The organism is Streptomyces sp. NPDC016677 (genome assembly GCF_055562815.1).
On sequence record NZ_JBVHEO010000026.1, the window covers coordinates 20,590 to 46,716 of the forward strand.

General features: G+C 75.4%; 10 protein-coding genes. 6 read left to right on the plus strand and 4 right to left on the minus strand.

Annotated features, from left to right (window positions below):
* Positions 1–31: 31 nt before the first annotated feature.
* A complete protein-coding gene (locus ACZ3IG_RS35235) occupies positions 32–18,862 on the plus strand; it encodes an amino acid adenylation domain-containing protein (RefSeq protein WP_467437266.1) in 18,831 nt (6,276 codons plus the stop codon).
* On the plus strand, positions 18,859–19,068 hold the full coding sequence (locus ACZ3IG_RS35240) for an MbtH family protein (RefSeq protein ID WP_215165300.1): 210 nt from the start codon (positions 18,859–18,861) through the stop codon (positions 19,066–19,068). The genes ACZ3IG_RS35235 and ACZ3IG_RS35240 overlap by 4 nt, the downstream gene beginning before the upstream one ends.
* Before the next feature lie 51 nt (positions 19,069–19,119).
* Here ACZ3IG_RS35240 and ACZ3IG_RS35245 read toward each other — a convergent pair whose 3' ends face one another.
* The gene (locus tag ACZ3IG_RS35245) at positions 19,120–20,190 is read right to left on the minus strand and encodes an iron-siderophore ABC transporter substrate-binding protein (protein WP_467437268.1); all 1,071 of its coding nucleotides are present in this window, start codon (positions 20,188–20,190) and stop codon (positions 19,120–19,122) included.
* 325 nt (positions 20,191–20,515) lie between these two features.
* Here ACZ3IG_RS35245 and ACZ3IG_RS35250 point away from each other — a divergent pair, with 325 nt between their 5' ends.
* Positions 20,516–20,782 carry a hypothetical protein gene (locus ACZ3IG_RS35250; protein WP_467437269.1) on the plus strand — a complete coding sequence of 89 codons (267 nt, stop codon included), beginning with the start codon at positions 20,516–20,518 and terminating at the stop codon, positions 20,780–20,782.
* 329 nt (positions 20,783–21,111) lie between these two features.
* Here the strand turns inward: ACZ3IG_RS35250 and ACZ3IG_RS35255 are convergent, their stop codons facing one another.
* On the minus strand, positions 21,112–22,020 hold the full coding sequence (locus ACZ3IG_RS35255) for a LysR family transcriptional regulator (protein WP_467437271.1): 909 nt from the start codon (positions 22,018–22,020) through the stop codon (positions 21,112–21,114).
* An 82-nt stretch (positions 22,021–22,102) separates the two neighbouring features.
* On the opposite strand from ACZ3IG_RS35255, the gene ACZ3IG_RS35260 reads away from it, so the two are divergent.
* Entirely contained in the window at positions 22,103–22,543 is a 441-nt protein-coding gene (locus ACZ3IG_RS35260; protein WP_467437272.1) for a tautomerase family protein, read from the plus strand.
* Positions 22,544–22,592: 49 nt separating this feature from the next.
* On the opposite strand, the gene ACZ3IG_RS35265 is transcribed toward ACZ3IG_RS35260, so the two are convergent.
* Complete coding sequence (locus ACZ3IG_RS35265; RefSeq protein WP_467437273.1) at positions 22,593–23,168, minus strand: GNAT family N-acetyltransferase; 576 nt, start codon at positions 23,166–23,168, stop codon at positions 22,593–22,595.
* On the opposite strand from ACZ3IG_RS35265, the gene ACZ3IG_RS35270 reads away from it, so the two are divergent.
* Entirely contained in the window at positions 23,167–23,769 is a 603-nt protein-coding gene (locus ACZ3IG_RS35270) for a DUF3093 domain-containing protein (RefSeq protein WP_467437275.1), read from the plus strand. The two genes, ACZ3IG_RS35265 and ACZ3IG_RS35270, sit on opposite strands and share 2 nt — an antisense overlap.
* Positions 23,770–23,793: 24 nt before the next feature.
* Here the strand turns inward: ACZ3IG_RS35270 and ACZ3IG_RS35275 are convergent, their stop codons facing one another.
* A complete protein-coding gene (locus ACZ3IG_RS35275; RefSeq protein WP_467437276.1) occupies positions 23,794–24,144 on the minus strand; it encodes a hypothetical protein in 351 nt (116 codons plus the stop codon).
* A 238-nt stretch (positions 24,145–24,382) separates the two neighbouring features.
* On the opposite strand from ACZ3IG_RS35275, the gene ACZ3IG_RS35280 reads away from it, so the two are divergent.
* Complete coding sequence (locus ACZ3IG_RS35280) at positions 24,383–25,861, plus strand: glutamate-cysteine ligase family protein (protein WP_467437277.1); 1,479 nt, start codon at positions 24,383–24,385, stop codon at positions 25,859–25,861.
* The last annotated feature ends 266 nt before the right edge of the window (positions 25,862–26,127 follow it).

Genomic DNA, 26,127 nt, shown 5'->3' on the forward strand with positions numbered 1-26,127 from the left:
CCGGGACCGACCTGCCGGGAGGCGCGCTGTCGTGTGCGGTTCCGACGATTCCCTGGTCCACTGGCGGACGTTGCTCACCCCACCGCCTCCGGAGACCGCCCTGCCCGCCGACCGGCCCCACCCTCCGGATCCGTACCCGGACCGGTCCGCGCGCACCCTCACCGGGGTGCCGGACGCCCCGGGCCTCGTCCTGCTGGCCGCCTTCTTCGCCCTGCTGCACCGCTACAGCGGGGCGACCGACCTGACCGTCGGCCACGACGGACTGCCCGTCCGGGTCAGTCTGCGACACGGGCCGGGATTCAGGGAGTTGGTGCGCCGGGTGACCCATGCCTGGCAGGAGGCCGAGAGCCGGCGGCTGCCGCTGGAGATGCTGGTGGACGAAGTACGTCCCCGGCCGACGCGCGGTGGCGGCCTGTTCTTCAACACGGCCTTCGCCACCGCCGGCCGGCCCGCCACCGGCCTGCCCGCCCCCCTCGACCTGCTCCTGGACGTACAGAGCGGCGAGGCCCGCGCCACCTACCACCCCGGCCTCTTCGACGAGGCCACCGCCGACCGCGTCCTCCACCACTACCGCACCCTGCTCACCGACGCCCTCGCCCGCCCCGACACGCCCGTCGCCCGGCTCGCCCTGCTGGACGCCGACGAGTACCGCCGGATCGTCGTCGACGCGAACGCCACCGGACACGGCGTACCCCCGGACACCTGGCCCGCGATGTTCGCCGAGCAGGTCCGGCGCCGCGCCGACCACGTCGCCCTCGTCTTCGAGGACGAACAGCTCACGTACGCCGGACTCGACGCCCGCGCCAACCGGCTGGCGCACGCCCTGATCGCCCGCGGCGCCGGCCCCGAACGCGTCGTCGCCATCGCCCTGCCCCGCTCCGCCGACCTGATCGTGGCCGAGGTCGCCGTCCTGAAGTCCGGCGCCGCCTACCTCCCGGTCGACCCCGACTACCCCGCCGACCGGATCGCCCACATGCTCGGCGACGCGGCGCCCGTCTGCCTGGTCACCACCGAGGACGGCGCCCGCCACCTGCCCGCCCGCGGCGGCATGACAGCGCTGGCCCTCGACGCCCCCGCCACCGCGGCGGAACTGGCCGCCCGCCCGGCCCACGACCCCACCGACGCCGACCGGGGCGCCCCGCTCACCGTCCGCAACGCCGCCTACGTCATCTACACCTCCGGCTCCACCGGCCGCCCCAAGGGCGTCGTCCTCGCGCACAGCGGCGTGGCCAAGCTCGTCGCGACCCAGAGCCGGCGGTTCGGTGTCGGCCCGCACAGCCGGGTGCTCCAGTTCGCCTCGCCCAGCTTCGACGTCGCCTTCTGGGACCTGTGCCTCGGCCTGCTCTCCGGCGGCCGCCTGGTCGTCGTGCCCGCCGAACGCCGCGTGCCCGCGGCACCGCTCGCCGACTACGCCCACGCCCACGGCGTCACCTTCATGATCCTGCCGCCCGCGCTGCTGGCCGCCCTCCCCGACGACGTGACCCTCCCGCCGGCGGCCACCCTGCTCGCGGGCACCGAGCGGGTCTCGCCCGAGCTGGTCGCCCGCTACGCCCGCGGCCGGATGATGTTCAACGCCTACGGCCCCACCGAGGCCACCACCAACTCCACGCTCGGCCTGTGCGACCCGGACATCCCGCCCGGCTCCCTCGTCCCCATCGGCGTCCCCGACCCGGGCACCCGGGCCTACGTCCTCGACGCCTGGCTGAGCCCCGTGCCCGCCGGCGTCACCGGGGAGCTGTACCTGGGCGGGGAGGGCCTGGCCCGCGGCTATCTGAACCGGCCCGGCCTCACCGCCGAGCGGTTCGTCGCCGACCCGTTCGGCGCCCCGGGAGAACGGCTCTATCGCACCGGCGACCTGGTCAGGCTGCGCGGCGACGGCCGGCTGGAGTTCCTCGGCCGCGCCGACACCCAGATCAAGATCCGCGGGTTCCGGATCGAGCCCGGCGAGATCGAGTCCGTACTGCGCGGCCACCCGGCCGTCGACCAGGCCACGGTGGTCGCCCGCGAGGACCGCCCCGGCGACCGGCGGCTCGCCGCCTACGTCGTACCCGCCCTGGACGCGCCGTCCGACGACCACGCGCGGGTCGAGGAGTGGCGCGAACTGCACGAACTCCTGTACGGAGCGGCCGGTGCGGAGGGGGCGCCCACCGCCGGGCTCCGGGAGAACTTCGCGGGCTGGAACAGCATGTACGACGGCCGCCCGATCCCCGTGGAGGAGATGCGCGCCTGGCGCGACGCGACCGTCGACCGCATCCGTGAACTCCGGCCGCGCCGCGTCCTGGAGATCGGTGCCGGCTCCGGCCTGATCCTGTCTTGGATCGCCCCCGACTGCGAGAGCTACTGGGGCACCGACCTCTCGGAGCGGGCGGTCGAGGCGCTGCGCGGCCAGATCGCCGCGGACCCGCGCCTGGCCGGCCGGGTCCGGCTGTCCGCGCGGCCCGCCCACGACACCGACGGCCTGCCCGCCGCGCACTTCGACACGATCGTCCTCAACTCCGTCGTCCAGTACTTCCCCGGCGCCGGCCACCTCACCGACGTCCTGCGCCGGGCCGCCGCGCTGCTCGCCCCCGGCGGCCGGATCTTCGTCGGCGACGTCCGCAACCTGCGGCTGCTGCGCACCCTGCGCGCCGCCGTGGAGACCCGCCGGGCCGGTCCCGGTCAGGAGGCGGAGAAGGACGCGCTGCGCGAGGCCGTCGAGCGGTCGGTGCGCTGGGAGGGCGAACTCCTCCTGGACCCCGACTACTTCGCCGCCCTCGACGGCTTCGACGCCGACATCCGCCTCAAGCGCGGCGCCCACCACAACGAGCTGAGCAGGTACCGGTACGACGTCGTCCTGCGCCCCGGACCGGGGGCCACGCCGTCCACCGGCCCCGACGAGCACGAGGTGCCCTGGACCGGGACCGGCTCGCTCCGGGTGCTGCTGGCCGAGCGCCCGCCCCGGCTGCGGATCACCGGCATCCCCAACACCCGGCTCGCCGACGACCTCGCCGACCTGCGCCGGCTCGACGACAGCAGCGGCACGGCCGGCACCGGAGCCGACCCCGAGGACCTCCACGCCCTCGCCGCCGCGCACGGCTACCGGGCCGCCCTCACCTGGAACGCCACCGCCGACGACGGCGCCTTCGACGCCGTCCTCGCCCTCGACGGCCCCGTCACCGGCCGCTACCGCCCCTCGGGCACCCGCCCCCACGCCAACCGTCCCGCCCCCTTCCGCGACGTGACGGCACTGATGCGCGCCCTGCGCGCGTACGCCGCCCAGTGGCTGCCCGACTACATGGTCCCCTCGGCGTTCGTGCCCCTGCACGCACTGCCGGTCACCCCCAGCGGCAAGCTCGACACGCGGGCGCTGCCCGCCCCGGACCACGCGGCGACGCGTTCCGGCCGCCCGCCCGGGACCCCGCGCGAACGGCTGCTGTGCCGGCTCTTCGCCGAGGTGCTGGGCCTGGACTCGGTGACCGCCGAGGACGACTTCCTCGCCGTCGGCGGCGACAGCATCAGCGCCATCCGGCTCCTCGTCGCCGCCCGCGAGTCGGGGCTGACGCTGACCACCCGCGACGTGTTCCGGCACCGCACGGCCGAGGCCCTCGCCCGCGCCGCCGCCCGCACCGAGGACACGGAGGACGCCGGCACCCCGCTCCTCACCCTGGACGCCGCCGGGCTCGCCGCCGTCCAGGGCACGCACCCGCTGCCCGTCGCGGAACTGCTCCCCCTCACGCCGCTCCAGCAGGGCTTCTTCTTCCACGCCCTGACCGGCGGGGCGGACCGGGACACCTACGTGGTGCAGCAGATCCTCGACCTGGCCGGCCCGGTCGACGCCGCCGCCCTGCGCCGCGCCGCGCAACGGCTCCTGGACCGCCACGCCCCCCTGCGCGCCGCCTTCCGCAGCCGCCCGGACGGCACCCCCGTACAGATCGTCACCGAACGGGCCGTACTGCCCTGGCGGGAGACCGGCCCCGCTCCCCACGACGACCCCGCCCTGGTCGAGCGGACGGCCGCCGCGGAACGCGCCGCCGGCTTCGACCTCGCCAGGCCGCCCCTCCTGCGCTGCGCCTTCGTCCGCCTCGACGACCACCGCGCCCGGCTGATCCTGACGTTCCACCACATCATCGCCGACGGCTGGTCGCTGCCCGTCCTGCACCGCGAACTGATGGCGTACTACGGCACCGACGCCCCGACGCTCCCCGACGTCACCCCCTACCGGGCCTTCCTGCGCCGCCTGGCCGCCCAGGACCGCGAGGCCGCCCGCGCCGCCTGGCGCGCCGCCCTCACCGGCCTGGACGAACCCACCCGCCTGGTGACCGCCCCGCCCTCCGCCGCCCCCGTACACCCCGCGCACGTCCGGGTGGAACTCCCCGAGGAGACCACCGAGCGCCTCACCGGCCGCGCGCGGGAACACGGCGTCACCCTCGGTACGGTGGTCCAGGCGGCCTGGGGACTGCTCCTGGGCAGGCTGACCGGCCGCGCCGACGTCGTCTTCGGCACCACGGTCTCCGGCCGGGACAGCGAGGTCGACGGCATCGCCGACATGGTCGGCCTGTTCATCAACACCGTGCCGACCCGCTTCCGCTGGACGCCGGGTGCCACCCTCGCCGGTCTGCTCACCCGCCTCCAGGACGAACAGGCCCGCCTCCTCGGCCACCAGCACCTCGGGCTCGCGGAGATCCAGCGCCTGGCGGGGCACGCGGGGGAGGGGGAACTCTTCGACACCCTCGTCGTGTTCGAGAACTACCCCGCCGCGACCGGCCTCCACGACGCCTCCGGCCGGACACGGATCACCGGCGACGCCTTCCACGACACCGTGCACTACCCGCTCGCCCTCGTCGTCAAGCCGGGCCCCCGGCTCGACCTGCGGCTCAAGCACCACGCCGACCGGATCGGCACCGGCACCGTACGCGCCCTCGGCGACCGCCTGGTCCGCGTCCTGGAGGCCATCGCCGACGACCCGGGCCGGGCCGCGGCCCGCGTCGAACTCCTCTCGTCCGACGAGGCCCTGCGCGCCCACCCGGCCGGCCCGGACCGGCCCGTCGCGGAGACCACCCTCGCGGCGGCGTTCGCCGCGCAGGCGGCCCGGACCCCGGAGGCGACGGCGGTCGTCTTCGAGGACACCCGGCTCACGTACGCGGAACTCGACGCCCGCGCCGAGGCGCTCGCCGCCCGCCTGGGCGCGCGGCCGGGGGAGTTCGTCGCGGTGGCGGTGCCCCGGTCGGCGGAGCTGATGGTCGCGCTGCTCGGCGTACTGAAGTCGGGCGCCGCCTATCTGCCGGTCGACCTGGACTATCCGCCCGACCGGGTCGCCCACATGCTCCGGGACTCCGGCGCCGCGACCGTGGTCACGCTCACCTCGCAGGCGGGCCGGCTGCCGGTGCCGTCGTCGGCGCTCCTGCTCGACGCCGAGGAACCGGGCCCCCGGCCCGGCCCCGAATCCGTGCCCGCCCGCCCCGACGACCCCGCCTACCTCATCTACACCTCCGGCTCCACCGGCCCGCCCAAGGGCGTCGTCGTCACCCACCGCGCCATCGTCAACCGCCTCGCCTGGATGCAGGACACCTACCGGCTCACCGCCGACGACCGGGTCCTGCAGAAGACGCCGTCCAGCTTCGACGTCTCCGTGTGGGAGTTCTTCTGGCCCCTGCTCGCAGGCGCCGCGGTCGTCCTCGCCCGGCCGGACGGCCACCGCGACCCGGCCTGCCTGGCGGCCCTCGTCCGCGAACACCGGATCACCACGATGCACTTCGTGCCGTCCATGCTGGAGGCGTTCCTCCAGCACGACGCGGTCGCCGGTGACCCCGCCTGGTCGGCGTCCCTGCGGCACGTCCTCACCAGCGGCGAGGCCCTGCCGCCCGCCGCCGCCCGCCGCTGGCTCACCCTGACCGGCGTCCCGCCGCACAACCTCTACGGTCCGACCGAGGCCGCCGTGGACGTCACCCACCATCCCTACGGCCCCGCCGACGACACGGCGGCCTCCGTACCCCTCGGCCGCCCGGTCTGGAACACCGGCCTGCGCGTCCTCGACGCCTGCCTGCGCCCCGTCCCCGACGACGTGCCCGGGGAGCTGTACCTGACCGGCGTACAGCTGGCCAGGGGCTACCACCGGCGCCCGGCGCTGACCGCCGAACGGTTCACCGCCGACCCGTACGGCCCGCCCGGCAGCCGCATGTACCGCACCGGCGACCTGGTGCGCCGCCGCGCCGACGGCGTGATCGAGTACCTGGGCCGCACCGACCGCCAGGTCAAACTGCGCGGCAACCGCGTCGAACCCGGCGAGATCGAGGCCGCGCTCACCGCCCTGCCCCAGGTCGCCCGGGCCGCCGTGACGGTACGGGACGGGGCCCTCGTCGCCTACGTCGTACCGTCCGGCGGCGCGACGGCCGCCCCCGAACCGCCCGCCCCGCGTGACGCCCTCGACCCGGCCGCCCTGCGCGCCGCCCTCGCCGGTTCCCTCCCCGCCCCCATGATCCCCGGCGCCTGGGTGGTCCTCGACGCCCTGCCCCTCACCCCCAGCGGCAAGCTCGACCGGGCCGCCCTGCCCGCCCCGCGGGCGGTACGGACGGCGCCCCGCGCCCCGCGCACCCCCCGCGAGCGGCTGCTCACGGAGATCTTCGCCGCCGTCCTGAAACTGCCCGACGCCGGGCCCGACGACGACTTCTTCCTGCTGGGCGGCGACAGCATCAGCTCCATCGCCGTCGCCGGCCGCGCCCACCGCGCGGGACTCGCCCTCGGCCCCGGCGACGTCTTCACGCACCGCACCCCGGCCGCCCTCGCCGAGGCCGCGACGGACGTCCAGGACACCGGCACCGGGGCACCGGCCCCCGCCGTGGAGCTGACCGACGGGGAACGCGCCCGCGTCGAGCGGATCGCCCCCGGCCGCATCGAGGACGTGTGGCCGCTCGCCCCGCTCCAGGAGGGGCTGTTCTTCCACTCCGCGTACGACGACAGCGCCCTGGACGTCTACACCGTCCACGAGTCCTTCGACCTCGCCGAGCGCGTGGACGCCGCCCGGCTGCGTGCCGCGGTCCGCGCGCTGCTGGCCCGCAACGCCGGCCTGCGCGCCGGGTTCACCAGCGAAGGGCTGCGCCGGCCGGTGCAGTTCATCGTCCGGGACGCCTCCGTACCGCTGACCGAGGTCGACCTCTCCGGGCTGCCGCGCGACGCGCAGGACCGGCGGATGGAGGGCCTGCTGGAGGAGTCACGGGCCCGCCGCTTCGACCTCGGCAGCCCCCTCCTCTTCCGGATGCTGCTGATCCGGCTCGGTGACGAGCGTGGCGACCGGCTCGTCGTCGGGCGCCACCTCATCCTCTGGGACGGCTGGTCCGCCTGGCTCTTCCTGGACCAGCTCTTCGCCCTGTACGAGAGCGGCGGCGACCCGGCCGGACTCGCCCGCCCCGGCTCCTACCGCGACTACCTGACCTGGCTGGAACGGCAGGACGACACCGAGGCCGGCCGCGCCTGGCGGGCCGCCCTCGACGGTTTCGACGAGCCCACGCTGCTGGCGCCCGCCGCCGCCGACCGCGGCCTGGCACCGGTCGTCCCGCGCCACCTCGACACCACCCTCGCCCCGGCGTCCGCCGAGCGGCTGCGCGGCTTCGCCCGCCGCCACGGTCTGACCGTCAACACGGTCCTCAACGCCGCCTGGGCGCTGGTCCTGGCCCGCGCCACCGGCCGTACCGACATCGCCTTCGGTACCACTGTCGCCGGGCGCCCCAGCGAGGTCCCCGACGTCGAGAACGTCGTCGGCATGTTCCTCAACACCGTCCCCGCCCGCATCGCCCTCGACCCCCGCGAACCCGTCCTCGCCCTGCTGCGCCGCGTCCAGGGCGAACGGCTGGCGCTGATGCCGTACGAATACCTCGGCCTCGGCGTCCTCCAGGCCGAGACCGGGCACCGGCGGCTGTTCGACACGCTGTTCGTGCTGCGCAACGCCGACACCGACGACCGGCTGGCGGAACTGCGCGCCCGCCACGGCGCCACCGCCGTCGCCAACGTGGACGCCACCCACTACCCGGCCAACCTCGTCGTCACCCCCGGCGACCAGGTCCGCGTCACCCTCGCCCACCGCCCCGACGTCCTGGACGACACCTGCGCCCGGACCCTGCTGGACCGGTTCGTACGGGCGGTGGACCGCCTGGTCGCCGACCCGGCGGCGCCCGTCGGCGCGCTGGACACCGTACTGCCCGCCGAGCGTGCCGCCGTCGCCCGCGCGGACGCCGCGAGCCGCCCGCCCGTACCGCACGAGACCGTGGCCGACCTGCTCGCCGCCCAGGCGGCCCGCACCCCGGACGCCACCGCCCTGGTCTGCGGCGCCCGTACCGCCACCTACGCCGAACTCGACGCCCGCTGCGACCGCCTCGCCCGCCTGCTGGTCACCCACGGGGCGGGCCCGGAACGGGTCGTCGCGCTGGGCCTGCCCCGCTCGATCGACACGGTGGTGGCGTTGTTCGCCGTACTGCGCACCGGCGCCGCCTACCTCCCGCTGGAACTCGACCACCCCGCCGAGCGGCTCTCCCTCATGCTCGCCGACGCCCGCCCGCTGCTCCTGCTGACCACCCGGGCCGTCTCCCGCCGCCTCACCACCGACACCCCGCGCCTGCTCCTGGACGACCCCGGCACGACGGCCGCCCTCGCGGCGCTGCCCGACGGCCCGCCGGACGTCACCTTCCGCCTGGACCACCCCGCCTACGTCATCTACACCTCCGGCTCCACCGGCCGTCCCAAGGGCGTGGTCACCCCGTACGCGGGCCTGACCAACATGCTGCTCAACCACCGCGAGGAGATCTTCGCCCCCACGATCGCCGCCGCCGCCGGCGGACGACGGCTGCGCATCGCGCACACCGTGTCCTTCGCGTTCGACATGTCCTGGGAGGAACTCCTGTGGCTCGTCGAGGGCCACGAGGTGCACATCTGCGACGAGGAACTCCGGCGCGACGCCACCGCCCTGGTCGCCTACTGCGAGGAACACCGTGTCGACGTCGTCAACGTGACCCCCACCTATGCCCATCTCCTCATCGAGGAGGGCCTGTTGGAGGGCCACCGTCCGCCGCTGGTGCTGCTCGGCGGCGAGGCGGTCACCGAGACGGTGTGGAACACCCTGCGGGACACCGACGGCACCTGCGGCTACAACCTGTACGGGCCCACCGAGTACACCATCAACACCCTCGGCGGCGGCACCCGCGACAGCGCCACCCCGACCGTCGGCCGCCCGATCCGCGCCACCCGCGCCCACGTCCTCGACACCTGGCTGCGCCCCGTCCCCGACGGCGTGCCGGGCGAGCTGTACGTCGCCGGCGCCGGCCTGGCCCGCGGCTACCTGGACCGGCCCGGTCTGACCGCCGCACGGTTCGTCGCCGACCCGCACGGCGGCCCCGGCGAGCGCATGTACCGCACCGGCGACCTGGTCCGCCGCCGCCCCGACGGCAACCTGGACTTCCTCGGCCGCACCGACGACCAGGTCAAGATCCGCGGTCACCGCGTCGAACCCGGCGAGGTCGAGACCGCCCTCACCCAGCACCCCGAGGTCTCCCAGGCCGCCGTCCTCGCCCGCGACGACACCACCGCCCCCGGCACCCGCCGCCTGGTCGGCTACGTCGTCCCCGCCGAACCGGACGCCGAGGCGCGGGAGTCGGCCGAGCGGGAGCAGATCGGCGAGTGGCGGGACATCTACAGCGCCGAGTACACCGAGATCGGCACGGCCGTGCGCACCGAGGACTTCGCCGGCTGGGACAGCTCCTACGACGGCACCCCCATCCCCGCGGACCACATGCGCGAGTGGCGCGAGGAGACGGTCCGCCGCATCCGCGCCCTGCGCCCGCGCCGCGTCCTGGAGATCGGCGTCGGCTCCGGGCTGCTGCTCTCCCGGCTCGCCCCGCACACCGAGGCGTACTGGGCGACGGACTTCGCCGCCCCCGTCATCGGCAAGCTCGGCGCCGACCTCGCCGCCGACCCGGAACTGGCCGAGAAGGTCACCCTGCGCTGCCAGGCCGCCGACGTCACCGACGGCCTCCCCACCGGCTTCTTCGACACGGTCGTCATCAACTCCGTCGTCCAGTACTTCCCGAGCCTGGACCACCTGCACCGCGTCCTGCGCGGCGCGCTGAACCTGCTCGCCCCCGGCGGCGCCCTCTTCCTCGGCGACGTACGCGACCTGCGCCAGGCCCGCGTCCTGCAGACCGGCGTCCAGCGCGCCCGCGCCGCGACCGGCACCGACCCCGCCACCCTGCGCCGGGCCGTGGAGCGCGGACTCGCCCTGGAGAAGGAACTCCTCGTCGACCCCGACTGGTTCAGCACCCTCGGCGCCGATGTCGAACTGCGCGTCAAGGCCGGCCGCCACCACAACGAGCTGACCCGCTACCGCTACGACGTGATCCTCCACGAGGGCACCGCCGAGGCGACCCGGCTGGACACCGTCCCCGCCGTCGACTGGGCCGGACCCGACGACCTCGCCGCCCGCCTCGACGGCACGGGACCGCTGCGCGTGCGCCGCGTCCCGGACGCCCGCACCGCCGACGACCTCGCAGCCCAGCGCGCCATGGACGGGGAGACCACGCCGGTTCCGGTCGCGACCGTGGACCCGGAGGACCTGCGCGCCCTGGGGGAGCGGCACGGCCACCACGTCCTGACCACCTGGTCGGACCGCCCCGGCCTGCTCGACGCCGTCTTCCTCCCCGGCGCCCGCCCCCGCCGCACGACCGGCCTCCACCGCCCCCGCCCCGACCGCGGCTCGGCCCCGTACGCCAACACCCCCACCGCCACCCGGGGCCACGGCGCCCTCGTCCGGCGGCTCCGCGACGACCTCGGGCGGCGGCTGCCCGCCCACATGGTCCCGGCCGCCTTCGTGGTCCTGCCCCGGCTGCCGATGAACGCCAACGGCAAGCTCGACGCCCGCGCCCTGCCCGACCCGGAGCCCGCCGTCGCCCTGACGGAAGGGCGCGGCCCGCGCACCCCCGCCGAAGAGGTGCTGTGCCGGCTGTACGCCGAGGTGCTCGCGCTGCCCCGGACCGGCGCCGAGGACAACTTCTTCGACCTGGGCGGCCACTCCCTGCTCGCCACCCGGCTGATCAGCCGCGCCCGCACCGAACTGGGCGCGGAACTGGCGATCCGGGACCTCTTCGAGGCACCGACCCCCGAGGCGCTGGCCCGGCGCGCGGACACCGGACCGCGCTCCACCCGCCCCCCGCTGCGGGCCGTGGCCCCACGCCCGGCACGCGTCCCGCTGTCGGCGGCCCAGCGGCGGCTGTGGCTGGTGGAACGGCTCACCGGCGCCGGCGCCGCCTACCACTTCCCGCTGGTGTTCCGGCTGCGCGGCGCCCTGGACGTGGACGCGCTGCGTGACGCGCTGCGTGACGTGACCGTCCGGCACGAGGCCCTGCGCACCCGGTTCGCCGAGGAGGACGGCGAGCCGTACCAGTACGTCGTCCCGATGGCGGAGGCCGAACCCGAGTTCCTCGTCACCGACGTGGACGAGGACGGGACGGCCGCGCGGATCAGGGCGGCCCAGCGCCGTCCCTTCGACCTGTCCGCCGGGCTGCCGGTGCGGGCCGAGGTGCTGCGGCTGGCTCCCGACGACCACGTGGTGGCCCTGGTGCTGCACCACATCACCACCGACGAGTGGTCCGACCGGCCCTTCCTCACCGACCTCACCACCGCCTACGCCGCCCGCCGCGCGGGCCGGGCGCCCACATGGACGCCGCTGCCGGTCCAGTACGCCGACTACACCCTCTGGCAGGACGCCCTCCTCGACCGGATCGGCCCCGGACAACTCGCCCACTGGACCGAGGCGCTGCGCGACCTGCCCGAGGAACTGGCCCTCCCGCTCGACCGCCCCCGCCCCGACGCACCCACCGGACGCGGCGGCAAGATCCGCCTGGACCTGCCCCCCGCCACCGCCCGCGCCCTGCGCGACCTGTCCGCCGCCACCGGCACCAGCATGTTCATGCTGTTCCAGGCCGCCACCGCCGCCCTCCTGCACCGGCACGGCGCCGGAGACGACATCCCCCTCGGCACGCCCATCGCGGGCCGCACCGACGACGCCCTGAACGACCTCGTCGGGTTCTTCGTCAACACCCTCGTCCTGCGCACGGACCTCTCCGGGCCGCACCTGACGTTCCGTCGACTCCTCGGTCGGGTGCGGGAGGCGTCCCTGGCCGCGTTCGAGCACCAGGACCTCCCCTTCGACCGGGTCGTCGAGGCCCTCAACCCGCCCCGCGTGGCGGGCCGCAACCCGCTCTTCCAGGTCATGCTCGGCTACCACCACCGGCCCGACGGCGACCCGGACGTCCTGGGCCTGCCGACCGAGTGGTACGACATGGACACCGGCGCGGCCCAGTTCGACCTCCACTTCACCTTCGTGGACCACTCCGTGGACGACACGGGCCGCGACCGCTTGGTGCTGCTCCTGGAATACGCCCTCGACCGCTGCGACGAGGCGACGGCCGGCCGGCTGGCCCGGCGCCTGGTCCGCCTCCTGGAGCAGATCGCGGCCGGACCGGACACCGCCGTACGCGACCTGGACCCGCTCACCGACGACGAGCGGGACCTCGTCCTCACCCGCTGGAACGCCACCGCGCACGACACCCCGCCCACGACCCTGCCGGAACTCTTCCGCGCCCAGGCGGCCCGCACCCCCGACGCCACCGCCCTGGTCTCGGGCGCCGAGCACCTGACGTACGCGGAACTGGACGCCCGCGTCGAACGGGCGGCCCGGGTGCTCGCCGGCCGGGGCGTGGGACCCGAGCGCACCGTGGCGGTGGCCCTGCCACGCTCCGTGGACCTGGTCGTCACCCTGCTGGCCGTGCACCGCGCGGGCGGCGCCTACCTGCCGCTGGACCCCGACCAGCCGGCCGGGCGGACCGCGCTCGTCCTGGCGGAGGCCCGACCGGTGTGCGTCGTGGACGCCGCGCTGCCCGACGACGGCCCGGCCGGTGACCTGCCCACCGCCTACGACCCCGCCACCCCCGCGTACGTGATCTACACCTCCGGTTCCACCGGCCGCCCCAAGGGCGTGGTCGTCCCGCACCGGGGCATCGCCAACCGGCTGCTGTGGATGCAGGACGCCTACGGTCTGACCGGCGAGGACCGGGTGCTCCAGAAGACCCCCGCCGGGTTCGACGTGTCGGTGTGGGAGTTCTTCTGGCCGCTGACCACCGGGGCCGCCCTGGTGCTCGCCGAGCCCGGCGGCCACCAAGACCCGGCCTACCTCGCCGCGCTGATCCGCGACCAGGGCGTGACCACCGCGCACTTCGTGCCGTCCCTGCTCCAGGTGTTCCTGGCCGAGCCCGCCGCCGCCCGCTGCACCGGCCTGCGCCGGGTGCTGTGCAGCGGCGAGGCCCTCCCGCCCGCGGTGGCCGACCGCTTCCACCGGCTGCTGCCGGCCCGACTGCACAACCTGTACGGCCCCACCGAGGCGTCCGTCGACGTCACCGCCACCGAGGTGGGGCCGGGCACCGCGCGCGTGACGATCGGACGCCCGGTGTGGAACACACGGACCCACGTCCTGGACGCCGCGCTGCGTCCCGTCCCCCCGGGCGTCCCGGGCGAGCTGTACCTGTCCGGAGTCCAGCTGGCCCGCGGCTACCTCTCCCGCCCCGCCCTCACCGCCGAACGCTTCGTCGCCGACCCGTACGGCGCCCCCGGCACCCGCATGTACCGCACCGGCGACCTGGCCCGCTGGACGGCCGACGGCCGCCTCGACTTCCTCGGCCGCACCGACCACCAGGTCAAGATCCGGGGCGTACGCGTCGAACCCGGCGAGACCGAGGCCGTCCTGGCCCGGCACACCGCCGTCGGCCGCGTCGTGGTCGTCCCGCACGACCAGCGGCTGGTGGCCTACGTCGTCCCGGCCGCCGGACACACCGTCGACCCGGCGGAGCTGCACCGCCGCACGGCCGCCGCACTGCCGTCGCCGATGGTCCCCGCGGCCTTCGTGCCCCTGGAGGCGCTGCCGCTCACCCCGAACGGCAAGATCGACCGGCGCGCCCTGCCCGCCGTCGACCTCACGGCGGCCGCCGGCGCCGGCGGCCGGGGCCGCGACCCCCGCGAGGAGATCCTGCGCGCCCTGTTCGCGGAGGTGCTCGGCGCCCCGGAGGCCGGTGTGGACGACGACTTCTTCGCCCTCGGCGGTCACTCCCTCCTGGCGATGCGGCTGGCCGCAGCCGTCCGGGAGGCGTTGGGCACCGAGGTGGCGCCGCGCACGGTGTTCGACGCGCCGACGCCGTCCCGGCTGGCCGCCCGGCTGGACGCGGCCCGCACCGCCACCCGGCCCGCGCTGACGGCGGGGACGCGTCCGGCGCGGCTGCCGCTGTCGTCCGCGCAGCGCCGCCTGTGGGTCCTCCACCAGGTCGAGGGCCCCAGCCCCACGTACAACATCCCCACCGCCTGGCGGCTCACCGGCACCCTGGACGTCGACGCGCTGCGGGCCGCGGTGCGGGACCTCGTCGCGCGCCACGAGACGCTGCGCACGGTCTTCCCCGACGAGGAGGGCCGCCCCCGCCAGCGGGTCCTGGCACCGGACGAGGCGCACGTCCCGTTCGAGACCGAGGAGACCGGCGCCGGACCGCTGCCCGCACGGCTCGCCGAGGCGGCGGCGTACGGCTTCGCCCTCGACCGCGAACCGCCCCTGCGCGTCCACCTGTTCCGCACCGGCGACCGCGAATGGACCCTGCTGCACGTGCTGCACCACATCGCCGGCGACGAGTGGTCGCAGGCGCCGCTCAGCCGCGACCTGGCCCACGCCTACGCCGCCCGCACCGCCGGGCGGCCCCCCGAGTGGACCCCGCTGCCGGTCCAGTACGCCGACTACACCCTCTGGCAGAACGCGCTGCTCGACCAGGTCGGCACCGCACAACTCGCCTACTGGAAGCAGGCCCTGGCCGGCCTCCCCGAGGAACTGCCGCTCCCCGTCGACCGGCCGCGCCCGCTGGAGGCCACCTACCGGGGCGGTGCGGCCGACCTCTCCCTGGACGCCGGTACGGCCGCCGCCCTGCGCCGGCTGGCCCGCGAGCACGGCGTCACCGTGTTCATGGTGCTCCAGGCCGCCGTCGCCACCCTGCTCACCCGGCTCGGCGCGGGCCACGACATCCCGATCGGCAGCCCCGTCTCCGGCCGTACCGACGCGGCCCTGGACGGCCTCGTCGGGTTCTTCCTCAACACACTGGTCCTGCGCACCGACACCGCCGGCGACCCCGCCTTCCGCGACCTGCTCGCCCGGGTACGGGAGACCGACCTGGCCGCCTTCGACCACCAGGACGTGCCGTTCGAACGGGTCGTGGAGGCGGTCAACCCGGCCCGGTCCCTGGGCCGGCACCCCCTGTTCCAGGTGATGGTGGTCCACCTGCCCGCCGGGGACGACACCCCGGTACTGCCCGGACTGCGGGCCGCCCGGGACGACGTGGCGACGCCGACCGCCAAGTTCGACCTCTCCTTCGACTTCGTGGAACGCGCCGACGGCACCGGCGTGGACGGGGTGCTGGAGTACAGCGCCGACCTGTTCGACCGGGCGACCGCCGAGTCGTTCGCGGAGCGTCTGCGGCGCGTCCTGCGGGCCGTCACCGACGACCCGGGCCTGCGGCTCGGCGCCATCGACATCCTCGCCCCGGACGAACGGCGCCGCCTGACCGCGGGATGGCACGCCAGGCCGCCGCTCGCCGCCCCGGCCACCGTGCCCGCGCTCTTCGAGGAGCGGGTACGGGCCTGCCCGGACCGGCCCGCCGCGGCCTCCGACGGCATCGAGCTGACCTTCGCCGAACTCAACGCGGAGGCCAACCGCCTGGCGCGGTTCCTGGTCGCACACGGCGCCGGCCCCGAGCGCCTGGTCGCCCTCGCCCTGCCGCGCACCGCCCGCTTCCTGGTCGCCGTCCTCGCCGTGCACAAGGCCGGCGCCGCCTGTCTGCCGCTGGACCCGGACGCCCCGGCCGACCGCACCGCCGGCATCCTCGCCGACGCCCGCCCGGTACTGACCCTGACGACCCTTGCCGCCGCGCCCGGTGAACTCCCCGGTGCCCTGCCGTTGGACGACCCGGCGACGGCCGCCCGGATCGCCGCCCACGACCCGGCCGACCTCACGGACGCCGACCGCACCGCCCCGCTGACGCCCCGTCACCCGGCGTACGTCATCCACACCTCCGGCTCCACCGGCCGTCCCAAGGGTGTCGTCGTCACCCACGAGTCCCTCGGCCACCTCTTCCACAGCCACCGCGAGACCCTCTACACCCCGGCCGTCGAGGCCACCGGGCGGCGCCATCTGCGGGCGGGGCACGCCTGGTCGTTCTCCTTCGACGCGTCCTGGCAGCCCCAGCTCTGGCTGCTGGACGGGCACTGCGTGCACATCGTCTCCGACGAGGTACGGCGCGATCCCGAACTCCTCGCCGCCGCCGTCGTACGCCACCGCTTCGACTTCCTGGAGGTCACCCCGTCCCTGCTGGCCCAGATGGCCGACAGCGGCCTGCCGCTGGACGCCGACGGCCCGCTCGCGGCGGTCGGCGTGGGCGGCGAGGCCGTACCGCTCGCCCTCTGGCGGCGCCTGGCCGGTCCGCGCGGCCCCGAGGCGTACAACCTGTACGGGCCCACCGAGTCCACCGTCGACGCCCTGGTGGCCCGGGTGCGGGACAGCGAACGCCCGCTGGTGGGACGGCCGGTGGCCGGCACCCGCGCCCACGTCCTGGACGAGCGGCTGCGACCGGTGCCGCCGGGGGTGACCGGCGAGCTGTACCTGTCCGGCGGCGGTCTCGCCCGCGGCTATCTGAACGCCCCCGCGCTGACGGCCGAGCGGTTCGTCGCCGACCCGTTCGGCACCCCGGGCACCCGCATGTACCGCACCGGCGACCTGGCCCGCTGGACGGCCGGCGGACGGCTGGACTTCCTCGGCCGGGCCGACGACCAGCTCAAGATCCGCGGCTTCCGCGTCGAGCCCGCCGAGATCGAGTCCGCCCTCACCCACCACCCGGCCGTCACGGAAGCGCTCGTGACGGCACGCCAGGACGGCCCGCGCACCCTGCTGGTCGCCTACGTGGTGTCCACTGCCGCCCCGGCGGAACTGCGCGCCCATGTCGCGGCCCGGCTGCCCGACCACATGGTGCCGGCCGCCGTCGTGCCGCTGGAGCGCTTCCCGCGCCTGGCCAACGGCAAACTGGACCGGGCCGCGCTGCCCGCCCCCGACTTCACCGCCCTCTCCGGCGGGCGGGCCCCCCGTACTCCCCGGGAGGAGGCCCTGTGCACGGTCTACGCCGATGTCCTGGGGCTCGAACGGGTCGGCGCGGACGACGACTTCTTCGCCCTCGGCGGCGACAGCATCGTCGCCATGCGACTCGTGGGCCGGGCCCGTTCGGCGGGCGTACGGATCACCCCGCGCCTCGTCTTCCGGCACCGCACCCCGGCCGCGCTGGCCGCCGTCGCCGAGGAGACCGGCCCGGCCGCCTCCCGCCCCGAGGACGACGGCACCGGCACCGTGCCGCTCACCCCGGTGATGCACTGGCTGCGCGAGCTGGGCGGCCCGTTCGCCACGTACCACCAGTCGGCGCTGGTCCGCACCCCCGCCGACCTGGACCTGCCCGGCCTGAGGGCCGTCCTCCAGGCGCTCGCCGACCGGCACGACATGCTGCGCGCCACGCTGGTGCGGCCCCACCCCCGCGACGACTGGTCGCTGCACGTCCCGCCCGCGGGCTCCGTGGACGCCGCGCGGTGGATCGAACGGGTCGACGTCCGCGGCCTCGACGCCACCGCGCTGGCCGGTGCCGTACGGGAACACGCGCACACCGCCCGGGCCGGGCTGGACCCGGACGCGGGGGAGATGGTGCGGGCCGTGTGGTTCGACGCGGGCGGCGACGCGCCGGGACGGCTGCTGCTGGCGGCCCATCACCTGGTGGTGGACGGCGTCTCCTGGCGGGTGCTGCTGCCGGACCTGGCGGCGGCCTGGCAGGACGTCCGCGCGGGCCGCCCCGCCCGCCTGGGCCCCGTGGAGACGTCCTTCGCCCGCTGGTCCCGGCTCCTGACCGACCTGGCCCGCGACCCCGCCCGCCAGGCGGAAGTGCCGGTGTGGACCTCCGTACTGGACGGCGGCACGGAACCCTTCCCGCTCACCCGGGAACCCGACCCCGCCCGCGACACCACCGCCACCCGCCGCGAGGTCGTCCTGCGGCTGCCCGCCGAGCGCACCGGCCCGCTGCTGTCGACCGTCCCCGCCGCCTTCGGCGCCGGCGTCAACGACGTACTGCTGGCCGCCCTCGCCCTCGCCTTCGCCGACTGGCGCCACCGGCACGGCGGCCATGACCGGACCGTCCTGGTCGACCTGGAAGGCCACGGCCGGGAGGCGGAACTCGCCGGGGACGGCGTCGACCTGTCCCGGACCGTGGGCTGGTTCACCAGCGTCTTCCCGGTCCGCCTGGACGCCGGGGAGGGCGACCTCACCGACGCGTTCACGGGCGGCCCCGCCGCGGCCGGCACCGTACGGCGGATCCGCGCCCACCTCGCGTCGCTGCCCGCGAACGGCGTCGGCTACGGGCTGCTGCGCCACCTCGACACCCGCGGACGCGAGATCCTCGCGGCCCGCGAACCGGCCCGCGTCGAGTTCAACTACCTCGGCCGCTTCGGGCTGCCCGAGGACACCGACTGGTCGTACGCGCCCGAGGAGGACGCGGCCGACATCGGCCCCGAGCCCGCGATGCGGCAGGGCCACGCACTGGAGATCAACGTGGTGACCGAGGACCGCCCGGACGGTCCCGTGCTGTCCGCCCACTGGGCGTACCTGGAAGAGCTGCTGCCGCGCGAGGCGGTCGAGGATCTGGCCCGGACCTGGTTCCGGGCCCTGGACGGCCTGCGCGCGTGGGCGGACGGCAACCCGCGCACACCCGAGAACCGAGGAGGCGGAACCCGATGACCAACCCGTTCGAGGACCCCGACGGCGTCTACCTGGTGCTCGTCAACGACGAGAACCAGCACAGTCTGTGGCCCGACTTCGCCGACGTCCCCGCGGGCTGGCGCGCCGTCCACGGCCCCGCCTCCCGGCAGTCCTGCCTGGAGTACGTCGAGACCCACTGGACGGACCTGCGGCCCCGCAGCCTGGCCGAGGCGATGGACGGCTGACCTGACCTGCCCCGAGGGGGACACGTCCCCCGCGGGGCGCGCGGCCCGGGGTCACGGAGCGGGCTGCTCCACCTCGGTCGCCGGCTTGCCGTCCACGGCCGCCGCCAGCTGCGGCACCAGCCGCTCCACCACGTACGGCAGGCTCAGCACGGAGACGAACGAGGTCGCGTGGCCGTAGTCGCTCGACTCGGCCACGAAGACCTCCCGGGCTTCCTTCACCACACCCAGGTCCTGGTACGAGGCGTCCGCGTGCAGCTTGGCGGCGTCCTTGGTGACGTCACCGGCGAACCACACGATGGCGTCCTGGTCGAGCAGGTCGGTGCGCTCCTTGCTGATGTTCGCGCCGAACTGGTCACCGATCGCCTTGTCCAGCCCCTGGGGCAGCGAGAACCCGAGGTCGGTGAGGAGCCGCGAGCGCGCGTCCTGGGTGCCGAAGACGAACATGCCCTCGTAGGGGGTGGCCATCAGTGCGGTCGCGCCCTTGAACTCGGGGTGCTCGGCCGCCGCCGCCTCGATGGTGTCCTCGGTCTCCTGGACCACTTCGGCGGCCCGGTCCGGCTTGCCGAGCGCCCGGCCGACCCGCTCGGTCAGCTCCTGCCAGGGAACGCCGTAGTCGTTGTACTCCTTCGGCTGGGCGACTACCGGCGCGAACGCCGACAGCGACTGATACTGCTCCTTGGTGAGCCCGCCGTACACCGCCAGGATCAGGTCGGGCCTGAGCGCGGCGATCCGCTCCACCTGGGGGCCGGTGCCGGTGTCCTTCAGGACGGCCGGGAGTTCGGCCCCGCCGAGCTTCTCCTCGGCCCACGGGCCGATGGCCCCCGGGTAGCCGCCCAGCCACTCGGTGGTGCCGACCGGCACCTTGCCGAGCGCCAGGACCGCGTCCTGGTCGGTGAGGCCGACCGTGACGATCCGCTTCGGCTCGGACTCGATCGTCGTGGAACCGTACTTGTGGCCGATGGTGACCGGGAAGGCGGACTTTCCGGAGGCGCTCGCCCCGGTGCCGGAACCCGAGGTGCCGGAGTCCGATTCGTCCCCGCCGCAGGAGGTGGCGGCGGTGAGGAGCAGGAGGGCGGAGGTGAGCGCGGCGGCGAGCCGTGGCGCTCTGCGGGAGCGGAACATCGGTGGTCCTTCGCTTCGGAGTCTGGTGGAGCGGAGTGACGCGGGGTGACGCGGGGTGGAGGCTGGGCCGGGCTTCGCGCGGGGCGGACCGCGCGGCCCGTCCCGGCAGATCCGCTTCCCTCACGTGTCCTCGCGGAGCGGCGGTCACAGCACCCGGACGCCGGACCCACAAACTTAGGCAAGGCTAACCACAACTGCCCTGCGGGGCCAGCCCTTCGGGGCGGCGGCGGGCGCGGTGGCGGGGGGCGCGAAGGCGCGGGGCGGGGGCGCGGGACCGGGAGCGAGGAAGGCGGCGATGTCAGTGCCGGATGCGAGGCTGGACGTCATGGATGAGGCGGAGTTCATGCGCGGCCGGGTCTACGGAGCCGAGCACGGGGACCCGGGGCCCCGGACCGGTCGTGCCTACGCGCAACTGGTGGGCGGCCCGCTGGACGGTCTGCTCCTGGACGTCACCGGCACGTTCGGGACCGGCGTGCCGGAGAGCGTCGCGCTGCCGACGGAGATAGGCCGCTACGGCCCCGGGGGACGGGCCGTGTACGCGCCCCGGCCGGCGGACGGCCGGCGGTTCGACTGGCAGGGGGACATCCGGTGACCGTCCCACCGGCGCCACGCGCGAGGCACCGGACATCCGGCGTGCGCCGGATTCCTGGCCTGCGCCGGAGGTTGGGGCCTGCACCGGCTTCCTTGCCTGTACTGCACCGGATACCTGGCCCCGGAACCAGTCGGCCTGCGCCGGATTCCTGGCCTGCACCGGAGGTTGGGGCCTGCACCGGCTTCCTTGCCTGTACTGCACCGGATACCTGGCCCTGGAAACAGTCGGCCTGCGCCGGAGACTCGGCCCACAACGGGCCCCGGCCCACAGCCGGCCCCTACCCACTGCGGACGTCCGGCCCGCGCGCCGGACGCGACCAGGGACGGCGCTCAGCCGCTCAGCCCGGCGGCCTGTCGCCGCAGGGCGGCCGCCAGGGCCTGGGCCGGCGCCGCGACGGCACCCGGCATCCGTACCAGGCTGACCCGCCGTACCTCTTCGGCGACGCCCGCCACGTCCACCAGGCGTACCCCGGAGGGCAGGACCGGAAGAAGCGCCGGGGTCGCCGTGGTGACCCCGGCCCCGGCGGCGACGAGATGGAGCCTGGTCAGCCAGTCCCGGGCGGTATGGCGGACCGCCGGGCGTCCGGGCAGCCCGGGCCAGACGCCCAGCAGGGGTTCGTCCGCGCTGCCCGGTCCGGCGATCCACGGCTCCCGCGCGATCTCCTCGGCGGTGACGTGGCCGCGTGCGCCGAGCGGGCCGTCCGCCGGCACCGCCACGGCCAGCCGCGTCCGGAGCAGCGGCTCGGCCCGCAGCGGCGGGTCCTCCGTGTCGGGGGAGCGGTGCGGTGGCCGGGAGGACAGCACGGCGAGATCCAGGGTGCCCGCGCGCAACGCACGCACCAGCGACGGGGTCGTGCCCTCACGCGTCGTCACCCGGACCCGGGGGTGGTCCCGGCGCAGCGCGGCCAGCGCCCCGGCCACGACCACCGGCCCGGCGGGAGGGAAGAAACCGAGGCGGACGACGCCGTCGTCGGCCGCCGCGCCGTGCAACTCCTCGTCGGCCGCGGCCACCGCGTCCAGCGCGACGACGGCGTGCCGCAGCAGCGCGCGCCCGGGGCCGGTCAGCCGCACACCACCGGGGTGGCGGTCGAAGAGCCGGACACCGGCCGCCTGTTCCAGCCCCGCCACCTGCCGGGAGACGGCCGACTGTGTGTACCCCAGCGCGTCGGCCGCCGCCGTGAACGTGCCCCGCTCCGCCACCTCGCGCAGCACCCGCAGCCCGACCAGTGTCATTTCCATGGGATCACCATGAGCAGACAGCATAGGAGGCATGCGAACCATTCGTTGGCGGAATGCCCGGCGCGCTCGTAGCGTGACGGACATGCCTCTGACCAACGTGTATCTGCGCAAGGGAACGACTCCCCAGTACCGGCGGGACGTCTCCCTCGGCATCCACCGGGCCATGATCGACGTGCTGGGAATCCCCGAGGACGACCAGTTCCACGTCTTCCACGAAGTCGACCCCGGCAACTTCCACATGCAGCCGGTGGCCTTCGGCCTGCCGCGCGGGGAACGCGCCATGTTCCTCCAGTTCTCCTTCAACCACCGCCCCGCCGAGCAGAAGACGGCGCTCTTCGCGGCCGTCGTCGACAACCTGCGCCAGTGCCCCGGAGTCCCCGAGGAGGACATCCTGATGACCGTGATCGAGACGGCGCGCGAGAACTGGTGGGCCGCGGGCCGCGTCGTCGACCCCGCCACCGGCTACGACGAGCGCATGGCAGCGCCCACGTCCACACCGACGCCGGGGACGGCGACGGCCTAAGGGGCGGACACGCGCTGACGGCGGCGGCCCGGCGGACACCCCGGTGCGGTCAGTCCCGCAGGTCCAGCCGCATCAGCACGCGGGAATGGCCGGCCAGCACCGAGGTGGTGTCGGCGGCGTGGGTGAACCCGGCGCGTTCGAAGTTCTTGCGGATCCCCGCGTACGCCATCGTCATGTCGACCCTGGCGTCACCGTTGTCGAGGGGATACGCCTCGATCACCGGGGCACCGTGGGAGCGGGCGAAGTCCACGGCACCGGCGATGAGCGCGTGCGAAACGCCCTTCTTGCGGTGCCCGGGGCGTACCCGGACGCACCACAGCGACCAGACCGGCAGGTCGTCGACGTGCGGGATCGTGCGGCTGCGGGCGAAGGAGGTGGCCGACCGCGGGGCGACGGCGGCCCAGCCGACCGGTTCGTCACCGTCGTACGCCAGCACCCCGGGCGGCGGATCGGCCCGGCACAGCCCGGCGGCGTACTCCGCGCGCGCCGGGCCCCGCAGCTCGTTGTCGAGCCTGGACGGGACACGGTGGCTCAGGCACCAGCAGACGGTGGCGCCCGGCGACTTCGGGCCGAGCAGGGCCCGCATGTCCTCGAAGTCCGAGGCGGGGCGTACGTCGAGGGTCATGCACGCCACGGTGCCACGGCGGGTGCGGCGCCGCCGCCGGCGCGAAGCCGTCGCCTCCCGGCTCTCCGCCGCCGACCCCGCCCCGCCGCCCGACGCCACCCCCGCGGCCGGGGTCCCCGACAACGTCCGGCGGTCACGGCCTGACAAGGTGGTGGGCATGCGTCTGTACGAAGAACGCCTCGCCGTATCCGGCACCTGGTTCTGGCTCAGCGCCCTGCCGGGCGCGATGACCGCCACCCTCCTGCTGCCGTTCGGACCCGCCGCCGCGCTCGGCGGCCTCGTGGTCACCGTCGCCCTGACGGCCCTGGGGCTGTACGCCTACGGCTCCGCCGCCATCGTGGTGACGGGCGGTCACCTCACGGCGGGCTCGCTGCGCTACCCCCTGACCTCCCTCGGCATGGTGGAGATCCTGGACGCCGAGGAGGCGTTCCTGTGGCGCACCCGGCGGGCCGACGTGTCCGCGGCGATGCTGCTGCGCGGCTATGTCCCGACCGCCGTGCGCATCGAACTCGACGACCCGGACCGCCCCGCGCCCTACCTCTACCTCTCCACCCGCCGGCCCGCCACGCTCCTCGCGGTACTGTCCTTCGCGCGCCGCTGACGACGCGGGATGGCGCTCGACACATCAGGCCGCCGCGGCGAAGCTGCCGGCGATCGCCGTGTCCGTGCGGGCGTGCACCACCAGCCGCGGCCCACGGGTGCCGCCGTCGGCCTCCAGCAGACGGCGCAGCGGCGCGCTGTGGGTGACCACGGACATGAGGATGCCGAGCCGGGCGCAGAACTGATGGGCCCGGAGCACGGCACTGACCGCCGCGCCGCCCGCCGCCCGGTCGTCGATGACGACGACCACCGGGCTCGGCCGGTGGGCGTCGACCAGATCCGTGATCCGGCTCGCCAGGCCGGCCCGGCCACCGATCCCGGGGTCCCGCTCCACCGTGATGACCAGCACCTCGTGCTCCAGACGGTACGACAGCATGGCAGCCTCCGATCCCCACCGTTCATGCCCGGTGTCTCCGGCAGTGAGAGTGCCCCGAGAAGCGCCCACGATGCCCTGGAGTCCCGGACGCGTACGCCGGCGGCCCCGCGCCGCCGGTCACCCGGACGGCGTACGGCACCGGCCCTGGACAGGGCCGACGGTCCACAGGCGGGCCCGTCCCGTCTGGTGGGAGTCGTCCGGCGGTGCGACGCTGGGAGGAGAACCCGGGAGGAAGCCGATGGGACGGGACGTTCCGGCTCTGGTCTTCACCCGAGAGGACCGCCGCCGCTACCGCATCAAGATGCAGGAGTGCCTCGACGCGTTCGCCCAGATGCTGCGCGAGTCACGGTTCGAGTCGGGGCGGCCCCAGGTGGGGCTGGAGATCGAACTGAACCTGGTCGACGCCGAGGGCGAGCCCGCGATGCGCAACAGCGACGCGCTGGAGGCGATCGCTGACCCGGCCTGGGACACCGAGCTGGGCCGCTTCAACCTGGAGGTCAACATCCCGCCGCGCAGTCTGACGGCGGGCGGTCCCGACGCCTGGGAGACCGAGATCCGGGCCGCGCTGAACCACGCCGACGAGCGGGCCAGGTCGGTCGGCACCCAGCTGATCATGACCGGCATCCTCCCCACCCTCCGCCAGGAGGACGCCGGCGACGCCGCCCTGTCGGAGAACCCGCGCTACCGCCTGCTCAACGACCAGATCTTCGCGGCCCGCGGCGAGGACCTGCGCATCGAGGTGGACGGAGACGACCGGCTGCGCACCTACGCGGACACCATCACCCCGGAGGCGGCCTGCACCAGCACGCAGTTCCACCTCCAGGTGTCACCGGACGAGTTCGCCGGCTACTGGAACGCGGCCCAGGCGATCGCCGGCGTCCAGGTCGCGCTGGCCGCCAACTCGCCCTTCCTCTTCGGCAAGGAACTCTGGCACGAGACCCGTGTCCCCCTCTTCGAGCAGGCCACCGACACCCGCCCCGAGGAGATCAAGGTGCAGGGTGTCCGCCCCCGCGTCTGGTTCGGGGAACGCTGGATCACCAGCGTCTTCGACCTCTTCGAGGAGAACCTGCGCTACTTCCCGGCCCTGCTCCCGCTGTGCGACGAGCAGAGCCCCACCGAGACACTCGACCGCGGCGACATCCCCGAACTCGGCGAACTCACCCTGCACAACGGCACCATCTACCGCTGGAACCGTCCCGTCTACGCCGTCGCCGGCGACCGCCCGCACGTACGCGTGGAGAACCGGGTCCTGCCGGCCGGCCCGACCGTCGCCGACACTCTCGCCAACGGCGCCTTCTACTACGGGCTCACCCGCGCCCTGGTCGAGGAGGAACGCCCGGTGTGGTCCCGGATGTCCTTCGCGGCGGCGGAGGAGAACCTGCACGCCGCGGCCCGGCACGGCATCGAGGCACGGCTGTACTGGCCCGGAACGGGCGAGGTGCCCGTCGCCGAACTCGTCCTGCGCCGGCTGCTGCCCCTGGCCCACCACGGTCTCGGACTCTCCGGCATGGACGCGGCCTGGCGCGAGCCGCTGCTCGGCGTCATCGAGCAGCGGTGTGTCACGGGCCGCAATGGGGCGACGTGGCAGAAGGAGATGTTCCACCACATCCGCGCCTCGGCCCACTGCGACCGCCACGAGGCGCTGCGGCGGATGACCCTGCAGTACATCGACTACATGCACCTCAACGCCCCGGTGCACACCTGGCCGGTCGACTGACGCCGCCCGTCCACCGATGTCCCGGCCCACCCCGCGGCCCGGAGCGGGCCGGACAGCCGGCCCCGCCCCACACTGCCGCGGCCGGCCCCGCCGACGGCAGTCGTGCCGACGGCTCGCGGCATCCCCGCTCGGGTTCCGCGGGTGGCCGCCCCGCGTCGCCGTGAGCCCCTCAAGCGCGGCTCGGCCCGCGATCTGCTGGCCGAGCCGCCGCGCGCCGGCGATCACGTGACGGGCGCACACCCGCTCCGCACGACGTGGCCGCGCCG

Coding starts and splice junctions, on each gene's coding strand:
- ACZ3IG_RS35260 (WP_467437272.1), top strand. CDS start 22,103: ATGCCTCTGACCAACGTGTATCTGCGCAAGGGAACGACTCCCCAGTAC.
- ACZ3IG_RS35250 (WP_467437269.1), top strand. CDS start 20,516: ATGGATGAGGCGGAGTTCATGCGCGGCCGGGTCTACGGAGCCGAGCAC.
- ACZ3IG_RS35275 (WP_467437276.1), bottom strand. CDS start 24,144: ATGCTGTCGTACCGTCTGGAGCACGAGGTGCTGGTCATCACGGTGGAG.
- ACZ3IG_RS35245 (WP_467437268.1), bottom strand. CDS start 20,190: ATGTTCCGCTCCCGCAGAGCGCCACGGCTCGCCGCCGCGCTCACCTCC.
- ACZ3IG_RS35255 (WP_467437271.1), bottom strand. CDS start 22,020: ATGGAAATGACACTGGTCGGGCTGCGGGTGCTGCGCGAGGTGGCGGAG.
- ACZ3IG_RS35280 (WP_467437277.1), top strand. CDS start 24,383: ATGGGACGGGACGTTCCGGCTCTGGTCTTCACCCGAGAGGACCGCCGC.
- ACZ3IG_RS35270 (WP_467437275.1), top strand. CDS start 23,167: ATGCACGCCACGGTGCCACGGCGGGTGCGGCGCCGCCGCCGGCGCGAA.
- ACZ3IG_RS35265 (WP_467437273.1), bottom strand. CDS start 23,168: ATGACCCTCGACGTACGCCCCGCCTCGGACTTCGAGGACATGCGGGCC.
- ACZ3IG_RS35240 (WP_215165300.1), top strand. CDS start 18,859: ATGACCAACCCGTTCGAGGACCCCGACGGCGTCTACCTGGTGCTCGTC.